Annotated in this window: 15 protein-coding genes; 8 read left to right on the top strand and 7 right to left on the bottom strand. The window is 68.6% G+C overall.

The window, feature by feature from the left end; all coding sequences use genetic code 11:
- Positions 1 to 3 precede the first annotated feature (3 nt).
- The 4 genes from fdhE to fdnG all read right to left on the bottom strand — a co-directional run bounded on the left by fdhE (position 4) and on the right by fdnG (position 5,830).
- Entirely contained in the window at positions 4 to 915 is a 912-nt protein-coding gene (fdhE, locus tag AAC979_RS17085; protein ID WP_371348096.1) for a formate dehydrogenase accessory protein FdhE, read from the bottom strand.
- Between the two features lie 92 nt (positions 916 to 1,007).
- Positions 1,008 to 1,739, bottom strand: coding sequence for a formate dehydrogenase subunit gamma (locus AAC979_RS17080; protein ID WP_371348095.1), 732 nt, complete (start codon positions 1,737 to 1,739; stop codon positions 1,008 to 1,010).
- Positions 1,736 to 2,728, bottom strand: a complete 993-nt coding sequence (fdxH, locus tag AAC979_RS17075; protein ID WP_371348094.1) for a formate dehydrogenase subunit beta — start codon at positions 2,726 to 2,728, stop codon at positions 1,736 to 1,738. The genes AAC979_RS17080 and fdxH overlap by 4 nt, the downstream gene beginning before the upstream one ends.
- A 12-nt stretch (positions 2,729 to 2,740) precedes the next feature.
- Positions 2,741 to 5,830: a formate dehydrogenase-N subunit alpha gene (fdnG, locus tag AAC979_RS17070; protein ID WP_371348093.1), complete on the bottom strand. Its 3,090-nt coding sequence runs from the start codon at positions 5,828 to 5,830 to the stop codon at positions 2,741 to 2,743.
- A 206-nt stretch (positions 5,831 to 6,036) separates the two neighbouring features.
- Here fdnG and AAC979_RS17065 point away from each other — a divergent pair, with 206 nt between their 5' ends.
- The 8 genes from AAC979_RS17065 to AAC979_RS17030 all read left to right on the top strand — a co-directional run bounded on the left by AAC979_RS17065 (position 6,037) and on the right by AAC979_RS17030 (position 14,303).
- Positions 6,037 to 6,690, top strand: coding sequence for a TlpA family protein disulfide reductase (locus AAC979_RS17065; RefSeq protein WP_371348092.1), 654 nt, complete (start codon positions 6,037 to 6,039; stop codon positions 6,688 to 6,690).
- Positions 6,687 to 7,817, top strand: coding sequence for a transglutaminase-like domain-containing protein (locus AAC979_RS17060; protein WP_371348091.1), 1,131 nt, complete (start codon positions 6,687 to 6,689; stop codon positions 7,815 to 7,817). The genes AAC979_RS17065 and AAC979_RS17060 overlap by 4 nt, the downstream gene beginning before the upstream one ends.
- 120 nt (positions 7,818 to 7,937) lie before the next feature.
- Positions 7,938 to 8,999, top strand: a complete 1,062-nt coding sequence (gene selD / locus AAC979_RS17055; RefSeq protein WP_371348090.1) for a selenide, water dikinase SelD — start codon at positions 7,938 to 7,940, stop codon at positions 8,997 to 8,999.
- Between the two features lie 133 nt (positions 9,000 to 9,132).
- Positions 9,133 to 10,440, top strand: a complete 1,308-nt coding sequence (larA, locus tag AAC979_RS17050; protein WP_371348089.1) for a nickel-dependent lactate racemase — start codon at positions 9,133 to 9,135, stop codon at positions 10,438 to 10,440.
- A 71-nt stretch (positions 10,441 to 10,511) separates the two neighbouring features.
- Positions 10,512 to 11,810: a LarC family nickel insertion protein gene (locus AAC979_RS17045; protein ID WP_371349089.1), complete on the top strand. Its 1,299-nt coding sequence runs from the start codon at positions 10,512 to 10,514 to the stop codon at positions 11,808 to 11,810.
- Positions 11,803 to 12,609 (top strand): adenine nucleotide alpha hydrolase, encoded by an 807-nt coding sequence (locus AAC979_RS17040; protein ID WP_371348088.1) that lies wholly within the window; start codon positions 11,803 to 11,805, stop codon positions 12,607 to 12,609. Before AAC979_RS17045 ends, AAC979_RS17040 begins: the two co-directional genes overlap by 8 nt.
- A 3-nt stretch (positions 12,610 to 12,612) precedes the next feature.
- Positions 12,613 to 13,272: a nickel pincer cofactor biosynthesis protein LarB gene (larB, locus tag AAC979_RS17035; protein WP_371348087.1), complete on the top strand. Its 660-nt coding sequence runs from the start codon at positions 12,613 to 12,615 to the stop codon at positions 13,270 to 13,272.
- On the top strand, positions 13,272 to 14,303 hold the full coding sequence (locus tag AAC979_RS17030) for an NAD-dependent epimerase/dehydratase family protein (protein ID WP_371348086.1): 1,032 nt from the start codon (positions 13,272 to 13,274) through the stop codon (positions 14,301 to 14,303). The genes larB and AAC979_RS17030 overlap by 1 nt, the downstream gene beginning before the upstream one ends.
- Positions 14,304 to 14,457: 154 nt before the next feature.
- Here AAC979_RS17030 and aguA read toward each other — a convergent pair whose 3' ends face one another.
- From aguA to AAC979_RS17015, 3 genes are read right to left on the bottom strand one after another with little or no spacing between them, the layout of a single operon-like run.
- Positions 14,458 to 15,549, bottom strand: coding sequence for an agmatine deiminase (gene aguA, locus AAC979_RS17025; RefSeq protein ID WP_371348085.1), 1,092 nt, complete (start codon positions 15,547 to 15,549; stop codon positions 14,458 to 14,460).
- A gap of 15 nt (positions 15,550 to 15,564) precedes the next feature.
- The gene (aguB, locus tag AAC979_RS17020) at positions 15,565 to 16,455 is read right to left on the bottom strand and encodes an N-carbamoylputrescine amidase (RefSeq protein WP_371348084.1); all 891 of its coding nucleotides are present in this window, start codon (positions 16,453 to 16,455) and stop codon (positions 15,565 to 15,567) included.
- A gap of 29 nt (positions 16,456 to 16,484) precedes the next feature.
- Positions 16,485 to 16,826, bottom strand: a complete 342-nt coding sequence (locus tag AAC979_RS17015; RefSeq protein WP_371348083.1) for a DUF2794 domain-containing protein — start codon at positions 16,824 to 16,826, stop codon at positions 16,485 to 16,487.
- Between the last annotated feature and the right edge of the window lie 148 nt (positions 16,827 to 16,974).

Raw genomic sequence — 16,974 nt, 5'->3', positions numbered from 1 at the left:
CCCTCAATAGCCGAGCAGGAAGGGATTGAAGGCGGCGCGGCGATAGGGCCCCTGCCGCATCATCAGATCGAGCCCCAGCGTGCCGATATCGTCCGCCACCGGCTCGATGGTGACATCCTTGTTCTGGTACATCACCTTCACATAGGTGCGGCACTCGTCGCAGGTTTCCGCCTTCACCGTGCCGGGGCTGCCGTCGATTTCCTGATAGCCGATGCCCTTGGTGGTGCCACAGGCGCAGCAGCGGATGCGGACATAGTTCCACAGCGTCGAACAGAGCGAGCAGGCGCAGAAGCGGTTGCCATGGGCGTTCGGCCATTCGACGATGAGCGAGGCCACCGGCGGCCCGCCGCAGGCCGGGCACACGCCATCGCCCACCGGCACCAGCTTTTTCGCGTCGAGCGTCGCGGCAAGACGGGCGAAATGCACCTGAAGCCCGGCGGCGACATAGACATGCTCGGCGAGGCGCTCCACCGGCAGATCATGCGCCAGCACGTCGCGCACCATCTGCGCCCGCACGGCGCCATCGGCGAGGCGCACGCGGGTGAGCGCCTGCCCGGCTTCTTCCGGCATGCTCACGCCGGCAGCGGCGTCGAACAACTGGTCGAGCGTGGACTCCAGCGTGTCGTCGAGCCGGGTGGCGGCGCGCTCCAGCGCTGGCATTTCGAAGGCGCGGGCCTGCTCCAGCTTCTCCGGGTCGGGCGCCTCCACCGGCGGCAGGGACGGCACGATGGCCTGCTGCGCCTCGATAAGGCCGGCGACGAAATCGAGATAGGGCTTGAGCGGGCTCACCGCCGCATAAGTGCGCAGCCGCTTCGCCCGCACACCGAACAGATGCGCGGGGTCGGGCAGCACCGCGAAGGGCGGGGTGGAGACGGTGCCGATCACGCTGGGATCGGGCTGAAGGTTCTGCGACATCACTCAACCTCACGAACCGCACGGGCCACGTGGAACGGAAGGGCCCCGCCCCGGACAGGCAGGCGTCCGGGACGGGGACGACAGCGAGCGCGCTATTCCGCCGGCGTCGGCGGGCGCTTGCCCGGCCGGGTGCCGACCAGTTCACGCAGCCATTTGCGGTGGTGGCGCCACGCCCAGCCGCCGGTGACCTTGCCCCGGGTCATGGCGCCAATGGTGCCCTTGACCCAGATGGCGGCATAGACATGGATGATCCACACGCAGATGATCGCCACCGCCGCAATGGAATGAACGAGGATGGCGACGCGCTTCTGCTCGATGCTGGTGTAGGGGTAGAAATACTGGTCCCACATCACCACGCCGCTGGCGATGAGGATGACGATGAGGGCCGACATACCCCAGAAGACGAATTTCTGACCGGCATTGTACTTGCCGATTTCCGGCAGCCGCTCCTCCCGCCCGCGCAGCACGTCACTGATGCGGGCGAGCCAGGTGCCATCCTCGCGCGCGGGAAGATTGGCCTTCCAGAAGCGCAGGAACAGCCCCGCGAAGGAGAAGAACAGCACCACGCCGATCCAGGGATGGATCGCCCGCGTCCATTGCCCGCCGCCGAACAGGCCGGTGAGGAAGAACAGGCTCGGCGTGAACAGGGCGAGGCCCGACAGCGCCAGCAGGATCAGGCTCAGCGCCGTGATCCAGTGGTTGATGCGCGCGCCGACGGTGTAGCGCGACACCTGGACCGGGTGGCCCGGGCGAACGGCGTCGCCCGGTTCCACATCGTCCGGCAGGTGGCCCGCCTGCGGGGTCTTGAGGTTGCTGGCGCTCATGGCGTCCTCCCCTCGCTGTGGCCGGCCGAGGCGGCGGTCGGCGGCGGCGGGGTGCCGTCGGCGAGCCGCTCGGCATTCTCCTCATCCTCTTCCGACACCTTGTTCGGCCCGGCGACGACATAATGCAGGAAGCCGGCGGCGGCGGCGAAGCCCATCACGGCGAGGCCGACATATTTGGTCACGCCCTTCCACGCATCGACAATGGGCGAGATGCGCGGATTGTCCGGCAGGCCGGCATAGATGGACGGCGTGTCGGCATGGTGCAGCACATACATCACATGGGTGCCGCCCACGCCCGGCGGATCGTAGAGGCCGGCGTTCTCGAAGCCGCGCGACTTCAGGTCCTTGATGCGGAAGTCGGCCCACTCCTTCATCTCGTCCTTGGTGCCGAAGACGATGGCCTGGGTCGGGCATGCCTTCTGGCAGGCCGGGCCCTGGCCGACGGCGACACGGTCGGAGCAGAGCGTGCATTTATAGGCAGTGTGGTCGACCTTGGAGATGCGCGGGATGTTGAACGGGCAGCCCTTGATGCAGTAGCCGCAGCCAATGCAGTTGTCGTGCTGGAAGTCCACGATGCCGTTGGAATACTGCACGATGGCGCCGGGAGCCGGGCAGGCCTTGAGGCAGCCCGGATCCTCGCAATGCATGCAGCCATCCTTGCGGATGAGCCATTCGAGATTGTCCGTCTCGGGGTTCACCCATTCGGTAAAGCGCATCAGCGTGAAGGTGTCCGGCGTCAGGTCCATGGGATTGGTGTAGATCCCGTGGTTGAAGCCGATCTCCTCGGTGAGGTTGTTCCATTCCAGGCACGCGGCCTGGCAGGCCTTGCAGCCGATGCATTTGGAGACATCGATCAGCTTGGCCACCTCGGTCAGCCGCTCAGCGGGCGGCGTGACCGTGGAAGCGCTGCGGCGGAGAATGTCCTTCTCGCCGAAGCGCGGAGTGGCGGCGTCGGTGGCGACGTTGGGATTGGGGATCGCAGGAAACATGATGCCGCCTCCCTATGCCACCACCGGCCCGGTGGAGGGCTCGATGTTGACCATGAACGCCTTGAACTCCGGGGTCTCGATATTCGCGTCCCCGACGAAGGGGGTGAGCGTGTTGGCGGGGAAGCCCTTGCGGGCCGAGCCGACGAAACCCCAGTGGATCGGCACGCCGACGATGTGCACCGTCTTGCCGTCAATGGTCATCGGCTTGATGCGCTTGGTGACGACCGCCTTGGCGTAGAGCTCGCCGCGCTTCGACCACACCCGCACCCAGCCGCCGAGCGCGATGCCCTTTTCCTTCGCCAGTTCCTCGGAAATCTCCACGAACTGTTCCGGCTGCAGGACCGAGTTCACATGGTTGTTCTTGGTCCAGTAGTGGAAATGCTCGGTGAGACGGTAGGAGGTGCCGGCATAGGGGAAGTTGGGATCGCCAATGTCGGCGAAGCTCTTCCAATCGTCCTTGAACACGCGCGCCACCGGGTTGCCGCGGATCTTCGGCGCGATGACATTGGCGACCGGGCTTTCGAACGGCTCGTAATGCACCGGGAACGGTCCGTCCCGCATCATCTTGCGCACCCAGAGCCGCGAGGTGCCCTCGGGGTTCATGATGAAGGGGCCGACATCCCTCGGCTTGGCGGTGGGGGCGATGTCCGGCACGTCGTAGCCGGTCCATTTGGCGCCGTCCCACTCGATCAGCTTGCGCGAGGGGTCCCACGGCTTGCCGTCGAGGTCGCAGGAGGCGCGGTTGTAGAGCACGCGCCGGTTGGCCGGCCAGGAATAGGACCATTTGAGGAACATGCCGGCGTCGCCGGGATCGGAATTGTCCCGCCGCGCCATCATGTTGCCGGCCTCGGTCCAGCAGCCGGAGAAGATCCAGCAGCCGCCCGCCGTGGTGCCGTCGTCGCGCATCTGGCCGAAGCCGGAAAGCTGCTTGCCGGCCTCCAGGATCTTCTTGGTCGGATCGGCGGGGTCGAAGACATCGACCAGCACCGACCCGTTCATCTCCTTCGCCAGTTCTTCCGGCGTCGGCTCGCCCGGGTCCTTGTAGGACCAGTTGAGGTTGACGATCGGATCGGGGAAGGCGCCGCCTTCCTTCTGGTACAGCGCCTTCAGCCGCAGATGAATCTGCGCCATGATCCAGGTGTCGGTCTTCGCCTCGCCCGGAGGCGAGCCGCCGGGCCAGTGCCATTGCAGCCAGCGGCCGGAATTGACCAGCGAGCCTTCGTCTTCGGCGAAGCAGGTGGTGGGAAGCTGGATCACCTCGGTCTTGATGTCCGCCGGGCTCACCTTGTTGAAGGTGCCGTGATCCTCCCAGAAACGGGCGGTCTCGGTCTCAAGCGGGTCCATGATGACCAGCAGCTTCAGCTTGGCGAGGCCGGCGGCGAGCTTGCCCTTGTCAGGGAAGGCCTGCAGCGGGTTGAACCCCTGGCAGAAATAGAGGTTCACCTTGCCCTGCTTCATCATCTCGAAGATGCGCAGCACGTCGTAGCTGGCGACATCGAGCTTGGGCAGGTAGTTATAGGCCCAGTCATTCTCCGCCGTTGCGGCCGGGCCGTACATGGACTTCATGAAGCTGACGAAGAACTTGCGGTAGTTCTGCCAGTAGCTCGTCTGGTTCGGCCGCAGCGGCTTGAAGGCCCGCGTCGACATATAGGTGGTGAAGTCCGGTTCCTTCTGGGTGGGGATGTTGAGATAGCCGGGGATGAGGTTGCTCATCAGCCCGAGATCGGTCAGCCCCTGGATGTTGGAATGCCCGCGCAGAGCGTTCATGCCGCCGCCGCGCACGCCGATATTGCCGAGCACGAGCTGCAGCATCGCCATGCCGCGAATATTCTGCGCGCCCTTGGAATGCTGGGTCCAGCCGAGCGCGTACATGCTCGTCATGGTCTTGGTCGGCGTCGAGCATTCCGCCACCATCTCGGCCACCTTGAGGAAGGCGTCCTTCGGTGTGCCGCAGACGCGCTCCACCATCTCAGGCGTGTAAATGGCGACGTGCTGCTTCAGCAGATTCCACACGCAGCGCGGATTCTGCAGCGTGTCGTCGACCACGGCATAGCCGTCCGGGCCGATCTCATATTCCCATGTGTCGCGGTTATAGTCGCGCTTTTCCTCGTCATAGCCGGTGAACAGCCCGTCCTGGTAGCCATAGCCCTCGCGCACGACGAAGCTGGCATTGGTGAAGGGCTTCACATAGTCCCACTGCACCTTGTCATTGCTGATGCAGTAATTGATCAGGGCCATGAGGAAGACGATGTCCGACCCCTGGCGGATCGGCGCATAGAAATCCGCCACCGAGGCCGAGCGGTTGTAGCGCGGGTCGACGACGATGAGCTTGGCGCCACGGTTGGCTTTCGCCTCGGTGACCCATTTGAATCCGCACGGATGTGCTTCGGCGGCATTGCCGCCCATGATGACCACGAGGTCGGTGTTCTTGATGTCCGTCCAGGCGTTGGTCATTGCTCCACGGCCAAAAGTTGGGGCGAGACTCGCCACCGTCGGGCCGTGTCAGACACGCGCTTGGTTATCGAACGCCAATATGCCGGTCGAGCGCACGACCTTGTAGGTCGCGAACGCCGTCTCGTTGGTGGTCGCGGAGGCCGCGAGGAAGCCGGCGGTGAGCCAGCGATTGACGGTCACGCCGTCCTGGTTTGTCGCGACGAAATTGGCGTCGCGGTCGTCCTTCATCGCGCGGGCGATCTTGTCGAGCGCCGCGTCCCAGGAGATCGGCTCGAAGCTGTCGGCGCCCGCCTTGCGGATCATCGGCTGGGTCAGGCGCGTCGGCGACTTCACGATGTCGCGCAGCGCCGCGCCCTTGGGGCAGAGCGTGCCGCGATTGGTCGGATGGTCGGCGTCGCCCTCGATATGGACGATGTCGGCCTTCTCGCCTTTCTTCAGGTCACCCTTGGAATAGATGATGATGCCGCAGGCGACCGAGCAGTAGGTGCAGGTGTTTCGCGCTTCCGTGGTGTTCACCAGGTGGAACGGCTTCACGGCAGCGGCGACGGCCGCCTCCGCCTCGCTGAAGCCGAAGGCACCCAACGTGGTACCGGCAAGGCCGGCCCCCGACGTTTTGAGGAACGTACGGCGCGAGAGCTCCATATTCATCGTGGCCCTCCCCGTGATCTCTCCTGAAAGCCCATCGGCCGATAGGCTTTTCCAATCACAAGGCTATTTTTTAGCTTCTCCAATGTCAAACAGTCTCGAAGTCCAGGCTGGGACAAAAACCCGTGTAGAGTCAGGCTCTTCCCGATGTTGCCGTGCGATCTCGAAATGTTGCGATGCAACCGTCGCGGGTTTTGCCCGACAGGCGATTGACGATTCCCCGGGTCCGGCGCAGCATCCTTGCCGTGCGCGCCTGGGCGGCTCCCGCGTGTCGGGGCGAAAAGAACCTCATCCTGCTGACGGCCGTTGCTTCCCTTGCGTCATTGGCGCTGGCGGGAGCCGGGCCGGCGCGTGCCGGCGCGCCGCTGCAACCGGGCACCGTGCCGCCTGAGCTGGAGCTTGCCTCGCTCGACCATGGCCCGCAGACGCTCGCGGCGCTCGCCGGGCGTCCGGTGCTGGTTCACTTCTTCGCGACCTGGTGCGCGCCCTGCCGCGACGAGATGGCCGGACTGACACGGCTTGCGTCGCGACGGGCGGCGGGACCGCTCGCCCTCCTGGTGGTGGATGTCGGCGAGGTGCCGGTGCGGGTGCGCCGCTTCTTCGCCGCCCAGCCAGTGCCCTTTCCCGTGCTGCTGGACGAGGACCGCGCCGCGCTCAAGGCGTGGAAGGTCCCCGGCCTGCCTGCCACCTTCGTGCTCGATGCTTCCCATGCCCTGCGCATCGTCGCCGATGGGCCGGTGGACTGGGACGACCCTGCCGCCGACCGCCTGCTCGACACGCTGTCCGATCCGGCGGGCGTGCCCCTCGGGGCCGCGCTGCCTCCGCTCCACCTCAATGAAACGACCCGGGAGAATGCGCCATGACCACTCGCCGTGACTTCCTCAAGACCGGCGTCGCCCTCGCCGCCGTCGCTGCCGCCCCGCACGCCGCCCTCGCCCAGGCCGCCGGCCCGGCCGCTGCCGCCGCTTTCGCGCCGAAACCGGGCAAATGGCGCGATTTCGAGGTGGTCACCGTGCTCGACGTGAAGCCGGTGGAGGGCCAGACCGGCCCGGCGCAGGCGTGGGTACCGCTCCCCTCCTATACCGCCAGCGACTGGATGAAGCCGGGGGAGAGCACCTGGAAGACCAACGCCGCCACCGCCGAGGTGGTGAAAGACGCGCATTATGGAGCGCAGATGCTGCATCTGACCTGGGCGCCGGGCGAGGAAAAGCCCCGTGTCGAGATCACCTCGCGCTTTTCCACCCGCGACCGCGCCACCGATTTTGCCGCGCCGGGCAAGGTGGCGGCGCTGTCGGCCGAGGAGCGGGCGCTGTTCCTCGCCCCCACGGACCTCATCCCCACCGACGGCATCGTCAAGGCCACCGCCGACAAGATAACCGCCGGCAAGACCTCGGACCTTGAGAAGTCCCGCGCGATCTATGAATGGGTGGTTGAGAACACCTATCGTAACGCGGCGACGCGCGGCTGCGGCACCGGCGATGTCGGCTCGCTGCTGGCGAGCGGCAATCTCGGCGGCAAATGTGCGGATCTCAACGCGCTTTTCGTCGGGCTGAACCGCGCCGCCGGCATTCCCGCGCGCGACCTCTACGGCATCCGCGTGGCCCCCTCCGCCTTCGGCTATAAGAGCCTGGGCGCCAATTCGCCGACCATTTCCAAGGCGCAGCACTGCCGCGCCGAGGTGTGGCTCGACGGCTTTGGCTGGGTGGCGACCGATCCGGCCGATGTGCGCAAGGTGGTGCTGGAGGAGCCGCCGGGCAAGAACGCGCTGGACGACGCCAAGGTGGTGGCGGCGCGCGCGGCGCTGTTCGGTTCCTGGGAGGGCAACTGGCTCGCCTATAATGACGGCCACGACATCGCCCTGCCGGGCTCGAACGGGCCGAAGCTCGGCTTCCTCATGTACCCGCAGGCCGAAGTGGCGAGCCTGCGCCATGACTGCCTCGATCCCGACGCCTTCACCTATGTCATCAAGGCGAGCGAAGTGAGCGCGTGAACGACCCATGATCGTCCTCCCGGCCGCGCGCAGCGCGCGCCGGGATCGTCCTCCCGCCACGACGCGATCCCGGCTCGGCCTTGCGGCCGTCCGGGATGACGCGCGACAGAGGCCATGTCCATGCTCGACACCCCAACCCCAGCCGTCCCGTTCCGCCTCACCAGCCTCGCCCATGGCGGCGGCTGCGGCTGCAAGCTGGCGCCCGCGGTGCTGCGCGAATTGCTGGCGGAACAGCCGGCCAGCGCCGGCTTCACGCGGCTGCTGGTCGGCACCGAGACCGGTGACGACGCGGCGGTCTACCAGTTGAACGACGACACCTGCCTGATCGCCACCACCGACTTTTTCATGCCGATGGTGGACGATCCCTATGTGTTCGGCCGCATCGCCGCCACCAACGCGATTTCCGATGTCTATGCGATGGGCGGCACGCCGCTGCTGGCGCTCGCCATTCTCGGCATGCCGCTCGGCCGGCTGGAGCCGGCCATCGTGCGCGAGATCCTGAAAGGCGGCGCCTCCATCGCCGCCGAGGCCGGCATTCCGGTGGCCGGCGGCCATTCCATCGACGCGCCGGAGCCGATCTACGGGCTCGCTGTGATCGGCACCGCACGGCCCGATGAGATCCGCAGGAACAGCACCGCGCGTGCCGGCGACGTGCTGATCCTCACCAAGCCGCTCGGCGTCGGCATCTATTCCGCCGCGTTCAAGAAGGAGAAGCTCCCACCCGCCGCCTATGACGAGATGGTCGCCGCGATGACGACGCTCAACCGCATCGGCAACGCGCTCGGGCGGGAGGCGGCGGTGCATGCGGTGACCGACGTGACCGGCTTCGGCATTCTCGGCCATGGCCTCGAAGTGGCGCGGGGCTCGGGGCTCGGATTGGAGATCGAGGCGGCGGCGCTGCCCGTGCTCACCGAGGCGCGGGCGCTGGCGCAGGCCGGCTTTGTCACCGGCGCCTCGCACCGCAACTGGGCGAGCTATGGCGAGGGCGTGCGGCTGCCGGAGGGGATGGCGGAGGCGGAGCGCCACCTGCTCACCGACCCGCAGACCTCCGGCGGGCTCCTGGTGGCGGTGGCGCCGGAGGCGGCGGAGCGGGTGCTTTCCGAAATCCGCGCTGCCGGTTTCCCCCGTGCCGCGCGGATCGGCCGGGCGGTGGCGGGGGCGCCGGCCGTCACGGTGGTGTGAGAGCCGGCGCGTATCGCCGCCCGCTGCTTCTCTCGCCCGGGAAGGCGGGTTTATGCGCGGGCCGTCGCGGTCTATCTTCGCGGCGACGCGGCGGGCGAGGGGGCTTCGCCCGCGCCAGATGCAGGGATTGGGTATGTCTCACACGGGTCTCGAACTCGCCTTCGGGCGCGGCGCGCTGCGCCTCACTCTGCCGCCGGAGGCAAAGCCCACCCTGTTGCGCAAGGCGACGCTGCCCAAGCTGCCGGACAATGCGGCGGCGATCCGCCATGCCCTCGCCCATCCCGTCGATGCCGCGCCACTGGCGGACCTCGCCAAGGGGCGCAACAGCGCCTGCATCCTCATCTGCGACATCACCCGCCCGGTGCCGAACCGGCTGTTCCTGCGGCCGATGATCGAGACGCTGATCGCCGCCGGCATTCCGGCCGGGGCCATCACCGTGCTTGTCGCGACCGGCCTGCACCGTCCCAATGAGGGGGAAGAACTGGCGGAACTGGTCGGCGACCCCTGGGTGCTGGAACATGTGCGGGTGAAGAATCATTTCGCCCGCGATGAGGCGGCCCATGTTGACCTTGGCCCGACGCCGACGCGCGGCACGCCCGTGTTCATCGACCGGCGCTTTGTCGAGGCGGAGCTGCGCATCGCCACCGGGCTGGTGGAGCCGCATTTCATGGCCGGCTGGTCCGGCGGGCGCAAGGTCGTGGCGCCGGGCGTCGCCGGGCACCAGACCATCCGCACCTTCCATTCCGCCCGCTTCATGGAAGACCCGCTGGCGGTGCAGTGCAATCTCATTGGCAACCCGCTGCATGAGGAGCAATTGGAGATCGTCCGCAAGCTCGGCGATGTCTATGCGCTGAACACCGTGCTGGACGAGACGCGCGATCTGGTCTTCGTCTCCTTCGGCGAGATCATCGCCAGCCACCTCGCAGCGGTGGACTTTGTCGAGGGCGCCACCATCATCGAGGCGCCGCGCCGCTATGCGACGGTGGTAACGTCTTCAGCCGGCTATCCACTCGACAAGACCTATTATCAGACAGTCAAGGGCATGGTGACGCCGCTCGATATCCTTGAGCCCGGCGGCACGCTGATCATCGCCTCGGAATGTTCGGAAGGTTTCGGCAGCGAGGAATTCCGCGCCGCGCAGGCGCGGCTTGTGGAACTGGGCCCGGAGCGCTTCCTCGCTACCCTCACCGCCAAGACGCTGGCCGATGTCGATGAATGGCAGACCGAGATGCAGCTCAAGCCCATGCGGGTCGGGCGCATCCAGCTTTACACGACCGGTCTGAGCGAGGAGGAACGGCGCATCACCGCGGTGGAGATCGTGCCCGACCTCGATGCCGCGATCGCGGCGAGCCTGAAGCGCTCCGGCGACAACGCGCTCGCCATCATTCCCGAGGGGCCCTATGTGATCCCGGTCTGCCGGCCGACGCAGGCGGCGGCGTGACTGCCGGGGATCTCGGCGCCGGCCCGGTGCGGCACATCCATCTCGATGCGGTAGGCGGGGTGGCGGGCGACATGTTTGTGGCCGCTTTGCTGGACGCTTTTCCGCACCTGACCGCGCGCGTGCTCGCCGATGCCGGCGCCGTGTTGCCGGAAGGTGTGGGGGAGCCATTTCTGCGCGAAGGGCTGAGTGGGGGTCTCGCGGTGAGGCGCTTCGGGCTGGAAGGGGCCACGGACGCGCTCCACGCCCATTCTCATGCCCATGATCAAGCCTATCCTCACGCCCACGGACCCGCGCATTCCCACGCCCATGAACATTCGAGTGCCAGCGCGTCGGAAGGGCTGGGTCCCCGGGGCAGGCCCGGGGATGAGGAAGTGCACGGAAGTAATAGGCCGGCTTATCATCATCCCCGCACTTACGGTGCCGGCACCTATCGCGACATGGTCGCGCGGATCGAGGCGGCAGAGCTGAGCGCGGACACCGCCCGTCACGCGGCGGCGATCCTCGGCCACATCGCCCGGGCGGAAGCCGCCATTCACCGCGTGAAGGTGGACGAGGTGCACTTCCACGAGATCGCCGATTGGGATTCGCTGCTCGACGTGGTCGCCGCCGGCAGCCTCGCGGCGGCGCTGGAGGGCGCGGAGTGGACCGTTTCTCCCCTGCCGCTCGGCGGCGGGCTGGTGAAAACCCAGCACGGGCTGCTGCCCGTGCCGGCGCCTGCCACCGCCGCCATCCTGCACGGCTTCGACTGGTGGGACGATGGCGTTGCCGGCGAGCGTGTAACCCCAACCGGGGCGGCGATCCTCAAGCATCTGGCTCGGTCCGGGCGGCCCTCCGGCGGGCGGCTGGTCGCCTCCGGCACAGGGGCGGGCACGCGGGACCTCCCTGGCCTGCCCAATGTGCTGCGGGCGCTGGTGTTCGAGGAGGCGCCGAGCGAGGGCGCGGCTGAAAGCGCGTGTGAGGGCGACAGCGTTACCGTGATCGAATGCGAGATCGACGACATGACCGGCGAGGAGATCGGCACCGCTACCGAGCGCCTGCGCCATGAGGACGGTGTGCTCGATGTCAGCCTCGGTCAGCGGTTCGGCAAGAAGGGCCGGCCCGTGGTGGCGCTGCGGCTGCTGGCCCGGCCGGAGCGGGTCGGGACGGTGGCGCAGGCGTGCTTCGCCCAGACTTCGACGCTGGGGCTGCGGCTGCGCGAGGAGCGTCGGCTGATCCTGAAGCGGGCGGCGGGCGAGGTCGACGGCGTGGCGATCAAGCGGGCCGCCCGCCCCGGCGGCGACACGGTGAAGGCGGAGAGCGACGCGCTCGCCGGCGACACCCTCGCCGCGCGGCGGGCGGTGAAGCGGCGGGCGGAGCGCGGCGATGAGTGAGGAACCGGCGTTGCCGCCGGCCGAGCGGCTGGCCTGCGTGCTCGGGCGTTTCGAAGCGCTGGCGGTGGCGGTGAGCGGCGGAGTGGATTCACTCACCCTCGCCAGTTTTGCGCAGCGCCACGGCGTGCCGCTGACCGTGATCCATGCCGTGTCCCCGGCGGTGCCGGCCACGGCGACGGCGCGGGTGCGGCATCTCGCGGCAGCGCGGGGCTGGGAACTGATCGTCACCGGCACCGGCGAATTTGACGATCCGCGCTACCGCGACAATCCGGTGGACCGCTGCTATTTCTGCAAGACCAATCTCTATGACCGCATCGCCGGGCTGACCGACCGGCCGATCGCCTCCGGCGCCAATCTCGACGATCTCGGCGATTATCGCCCCGGCCTTATCGCCGCTGCCGAACGGCGGGTGGTGCATCCCTTCATCGAGGCGGCGATAAGCAAGGCGCAGGTGCGCGCGCTGGCGAGGGCGCTGGGTCTCGGTAGCGTGGCGGAATTGCCGGCGCAGCCTTGCCTCGCCAGCCGGGTCGAGACCGGCATCGCCATCGACGCCGACGACCTCGCCTTTGTCGAACAGGCCGAGCAGCGCCTCGCCGCGCTGACCGGTGCCGGCACGCTGCGCTGCCGCATCACCCATGCCGGCGTGGCGGTGGAGCTGGACGCGGCGGCGATGGCGCAGGCGAGTGCCGTCGACGCGCTGATGGCGGGGCTCTGCGCGAAGGCCGGGCGAGCCTATGCCGGCAGCCGGCCCTATCGGCGCGGCGCCATGTTTGTCGGCGCGCCGGCCATGGAAACCTGAGCCATGGATTTCACCTTTGACTGGGGCCGCGCCAAACGCACGGGTCTTCCCGAGGCGGTGCTGTGCAGTGCCAAGTCGCCGGCGCAGCTCGCGGAAATCCTCGCCGCCGCGCGCGAGCGCAATGCGCGGCTGCTGCTGACCCGGCTGGAGCCGGCGGGTTTCGCGGCGCTGGGCGCGGCCGCGCGGGCGGGGCTCGATTATGATCCGCTCTCGCGCAGCGCCGTGCTGGGCGGGGAGGTCGCGCTGGCGGCGGCGCGCGTCGCGGTGGTGGCGGCCGGCACCTCGGACCTGCCGGTGGCGCGCGAGGCTGAGCGCACGCTCGCCTTTTGCGGGCATGGGGCGCGGCTTGTGGCCGATGTCGGCGTGGCCGGGCTGTGGCGGCTGATGGAGCGGATCGAGGAGATCCGCGCCTGCCGGGTGGTGATCGCGGTCGCGGGCATGGAGGGGGCGCTGTTCAGCGTGCTCGGTGGTCTGGTCGCCGCGCCCGTCATCGCCGTGCCGACCTCGGTCGGCTATGGCGTCGCCGAGGGCGGCCGCGCGGCGCTGAGCTCGGCACTGGCGAGCTGCGCGCCGGGCGTGGTGACGGTGAACATCGACAATGGCTTCGGCGCCGCCTGTGCCGCGTTGAAGATACTGGGCGCCGGCGCGTCGGAGAACGGCTGATGGCGCGGGTTCTCGTCACCGGCGGCTCCGGCTTCATCGCCGCCCATGTGATCCTCGCTTTGCTGCGCGCGGGGCATGAAGTGAGGGCCACGCTGCGCGACACGCGGCGGGAAGCCTCGGCGCGCGCCCAACTCGAGGTGGGAGGGGCGCCGGTGGAGGCGCCGCTGAGCTTCCATGCCGCCGATCTGCTGGAGGATGCGGGCTGGGACGCCGCCATGGCCGGCTGCGACTATGCCCTGCATGTGGCCTCTCCCGTGCCGGGAGCCGCGGCGGCGGGCGATCCCGCGGCTCTGATCCGTGTCGCCCGCGAGGGCACGCTCAGGGTGCTGAAGGCGGCGCGGGCGGCCGGCGTGCGGCGGGTAGTCGTCACGTCCTCCTTCGCGGCGGTGGGCTATGGCACGCCGCTGCGCGCCGCGCCCTATGACGAGCGCGACTGGACCGAGCCGGACGCGGTGGATGTCGACGCCTATACCCGCTCCAAGACGCTGGCGGAGCGGGCGGCGTGGGCGTTCATCGCCGGCGAGGGGGCGGGAATGGAACTGGCCACCGTCAACCCGGTGGTGGTGCTTGGCCCGGCGCTGGGACCGGACATGTCGGCCTCGCTCGATCTCGTCCGCGCGCTGCTTGACGGGGCGGTGCCCGCCTTGCCCCGGATTTATCTCGGGCTGGTCGACGTGCGCGATGTCGCCGCGCTGCACCTCAGGGCGATGACGGCGCCCGAAGCGGCGGGCGAGCGCTTTCTGGCGACAAGCGGCGAGGCGCTGTCGCTCGGCGAGATCGCCCGCACGCTGCGGCAAGGGCTCGGCCCGGCGGCGCGGCGCGTGCCGCGCTTTGAGCTGCCGGATATCGCGGTGCGCCTCGCCGCGCTGGTGCTGCCGACGGCGCGGCTCGCCGTCCCCCGGCTCGGCATCCGCCGCAGTGCCACCTCCGCCAAGGCCCGGGAGACGCTCGGCTGGGCGCCGCGTCCGGCCGAGGAGGCGATCCTCGCGACGGCCGAGAGCCTGATCCGGCTGGGGATGGTGAAGGGCTGACGTTTTTCTTCGGCGCACGGTCGTGCCGCCTCGCCGTTCGTCGTCATCCCGGCCGTAGCGCAGCGGAGAGCCGGGATCGTTCGCAATGCTGCGTGCGATCCCGGATCGACCCTGCGGGTCGTCGGGGATGACGGTCAGCGGGAGGAGATGACGGTCAGCCCGGCGAGCCCAGCGGCTGCTGCTGGGTGATGCAGTGGATATTGCCGCCGCCCAGAATGATCTCATGCGTCGGCACGCCCACCACCGCGCGGTCCGGGAACAGGCGCGAAAGGATCGCCTGCGCCTTCTCGTCCTGCGCCGGGTCGAGCAGCGGCATCAGCACGAAGCCATTGCCGAGATAGAAATTGGCGTAGGAGGCGCCGAGCCGCTCTCCGGGACGGCGCGACATGGTGCCGGGCTCGGTGCCGAGGTCCAGCGCCTCCTCCGCCGTGCGGAACAGCGGCCCCGGTAGGGGCAATGTGACGATCTCAAGGGCGCGCCCGCGTGCGTCCGTCATTGCCGACAGCCGCTCGCGCGCGTCCTTGGAGATGGCGTATTGCGGGTCGAGCGGGTCGTCGCAGCCGGTGAGCGCCACCACGCCGGGGCGGACGAAGCAGGCGAGATTGTCGATATGGCCCGAGGTTTCGTCGTCGACGAGGCCGGCGCCGAGCCAGAGCACCTTGGAGACGCCGAGATAGTCCTTGAGATGCTGCTCGATCTCCTCGCGCGTCAGGTCGGGATTGCGGTTCGGGTTGAGCAGGCATTCCTCTGTGGTCAGCACCGTGCCTTCGCCGTCGACATGGATCGAGCCGCCTTCGAGGATGAGCGGCGCGGCGTAGCGCGGGGCACGCTCGATCTCCAGCATCTTGGCGGCGATCAGCTCATCCTGGTCGCAGGGCGTGTAGAGCCCGCCCCAGGCGTTGAAGCCCCAGTCCACCCCGCGCAGCCGACCGCGCGTATCGGTGACGAAGCTGGCGCCGCAGTCGCGACACCAGGCATCGTCGGAGGTGGCTTCCACCACGCGCACCGAGGGCGGCAGGGCGGCGCGGGCATGGCGCCATTGCCGTGGGCTGGCCAGCATGGTGACCGGCTCGAAGCGGGCGATGGCGCTGGCGACATCGACGAAGGCGGCCTGTGCCGGCCCGGCATCGGCGCGCCAATTGTCCGGGCGCTCCGGCCAGATCATCCAGGTGCCGGCATGCGGCTCCCATTCCGCCGGCATGCGGAAGCCGTCGGCGGCGGGGAGGGTGGCAAGGGTCTCGCTCATCGTGCCCGCCTGCCTTCAGCCGATCGGCCGGGTGGGCGCCCGCCCGTCGAGCGAGAGCAGGGGAGCGTAGAGCTCCGGCCGGCGGTCGCGGAACACGCCCCAGCTCTGGCGCTGGCGGGCGATGCCGTCGAGATCGAAAGTGGCGGTGAGCACGGCTTCTTCCGTGCGCCCGGCTTCGGCGACCTTCTCGCCGGTGGGGCCGGCGATGAAGGAAGAGCCGTAGAAGGTGATCTGCGTCCCGTTGCGCCCAGGCTCGGTGCCGATACGATTGGAGGCGACGAGCGGCGTGAGATTGGCGCCCGCATGGCCCTGCATCACACGCTGCCAGTGAGCGGCCGAATCAAGGCTCGGATCCTGCGGCTCGGAACCGATGGCGGTGGGATAGAGCAGCACCTCGGCGCCGAGCAGCGCCATGGCGCGGGCGCATTCCGGGAACCACTGGTCCCAGCAGATGCCGACGCCGACGCGCCCCACCGCCGTGTCCCACACCCGGAAGCCGGTGTCGCCGGGGGAGAAATAGAACTTCTCCGTATAGCCTGGCCCATCGGGAATGTGGCTTTTCCGGTAGAGGCCGAGCACCTCGCCATCGGCGTCGACCATGGCGAGGCTGTTGAAGGTGGCCTGGCCGGCACGTTCGAAGAAGGAGACCGGCAGCACAACGCCCAGTTCGCGGGCGAGGCGGGCGAAATGGCCGATCAGCCGGTTGCCCTCCAAGGGCCGGGCGAGGTCGAGGAATTCGTGCAACTGGTCCTGGCAGAAATAGGGGGTCTCGAACAGCTCCTGCAGCAGGATGAGCCGCGCCCCGCGCCCGGCGGCCTCGCGCACCAGGGCGTCGGCGCGGGCGATATTGCCGTCGATATCCCAGTCGCAGCGCATCTGGGTGGCGGCGACAGTCAGGCTGCGCATTTCATTCTCCGAATGGCCGGTGGGTCTGGTCAGTTGACGGCGCGCAACGGCTTTTCCAACACCGCGATGACGCGCGCAAGCTCATGCCCGCGCTTGAGGATGAGCCCGGTCTGCGACACCACAGTGTAGGCACCTTGGCGGCGGGCGAGTCGCGGGTCCTTCTCGATGCGGTAGATCGGCACCTCGGTGGCGCGGCGGAAAATCGAGAACACCGCCTTGTCGCGGGTGAAGTCGATGGCGTAGTCGCGCCACTCGCCGAGCGCGACCATGCGGCCATAGAGATCGAAAATCCGGTCGAGCTCGCGCCGGTCGAAGGCGACGCGGTCGACGCGGGCGCCGACCGGCAGGGCTATGGGGTCGATGTCCGCCAAGCGGCGCCTCCGGTCTCTGTGGCCCACGGGCGGGGGCCGGTGGGCGGAACCGTGTCATGTCGCCGTCATGATCCACCGGGCAGGGCGCCGCTTCAAGCCCCTCGCAGCCGCCGACCCGGCGGGCGGGCCCGGAACGAAAAAAGGGCCG

This window comes from Ancylobacter sp. IITR112 (assembly GCF_041415945.1).
In the GTDB taxonomy this organism is placed as follows: Bacteria; Pseudomonadota; Alphaproteobacteria; order Rhizobiales; family Xanthobacteraceae; genus Ancylobacter.
Note: the sequence above shows the minus strand (reverse complement) of the source record. Positions and strands in the feature narration are given on the sequence as shown.

Coding starts and splice junctions, on each gene's coding strand:
- fdhE (WP_371348096.1), bottom strand. CDS start 915: ATGTCGCAGAACCTTCAGCCCGATCCCAGCGTGATCGGCACCGTCTCC.
- AAC979_RS17080 (WP_371348095.1), bottom strand. CDS start 1,739: ATGAGCGCCAGCAACCTCAAGACCCCGCAGGCGGGCCACCTGCCGGAC.
- fdxH (WP_371348094.1), bottom strand. CDS start 2,728: ATGTTTCCTGCGATCCCCAATCCCAACGTCGCCACCGACGCCGCCACT.
- AAC979_RS17060 (WP_371348091.1), top strand. CDS start 6,687: ATGACCACTCGCCGTGACTTCCTCAAGACCGGCGTCGCCCTCGCCGCC.
- selD (WP_371348090.1), top strand. CDS start 7,938: ATGCTCGACACCCCAACCCCAGCCGTCCCGTTCCGCCTCACCAGCCTC.
- larA (WP_371348089.1), top strand. CDS start 9,133: ATGTCTCACACGGGTCTCGAACTCGCCTTCGGGCGCGGCGCGCTGCGC.
- AAC979_RS17045 (WP_371349089.1), top strand. CDS start 10,512: ATGTTTGTGGCCGCTTTGCTGGACGCTTTTCCGCACCTGACCGCGCGC.
- AAC979_RS17040 (WP_371348088.1), top strand. CDS start 11,803: ATGAGTGAGGAACCGGCGTTGCCGCCGGCCGAGCGGCTGGCCTGCGTG.
- larB (WP_371348087.1), top strand. CDS start 12,613: ATGGATTTCACCTTTGACTGGGGCCGCGCCAAACGCACGGGTCTTCCC.
- AAC979_RS17030 (WP_371348086.1), top strand. CDS start 13,272: ATGGCGCGGGTTCTCGTCACCGGCGGCTCCGGCTTCATCGCCGCCCAT.
- aguA (WP_371348085.1), bottom strand. CDS start 15,549: ATGAGCGAGACCCTTGCCACCCTCCCCGCCGCCGACGGCTTCCGCATG.
- aguB (WP_371348084.1), bottom strand. CDS start 16,455: ATGCGCAGCCTGACTGTCGCCGCCACCCAGATGCGCTGCGACTGGGAT.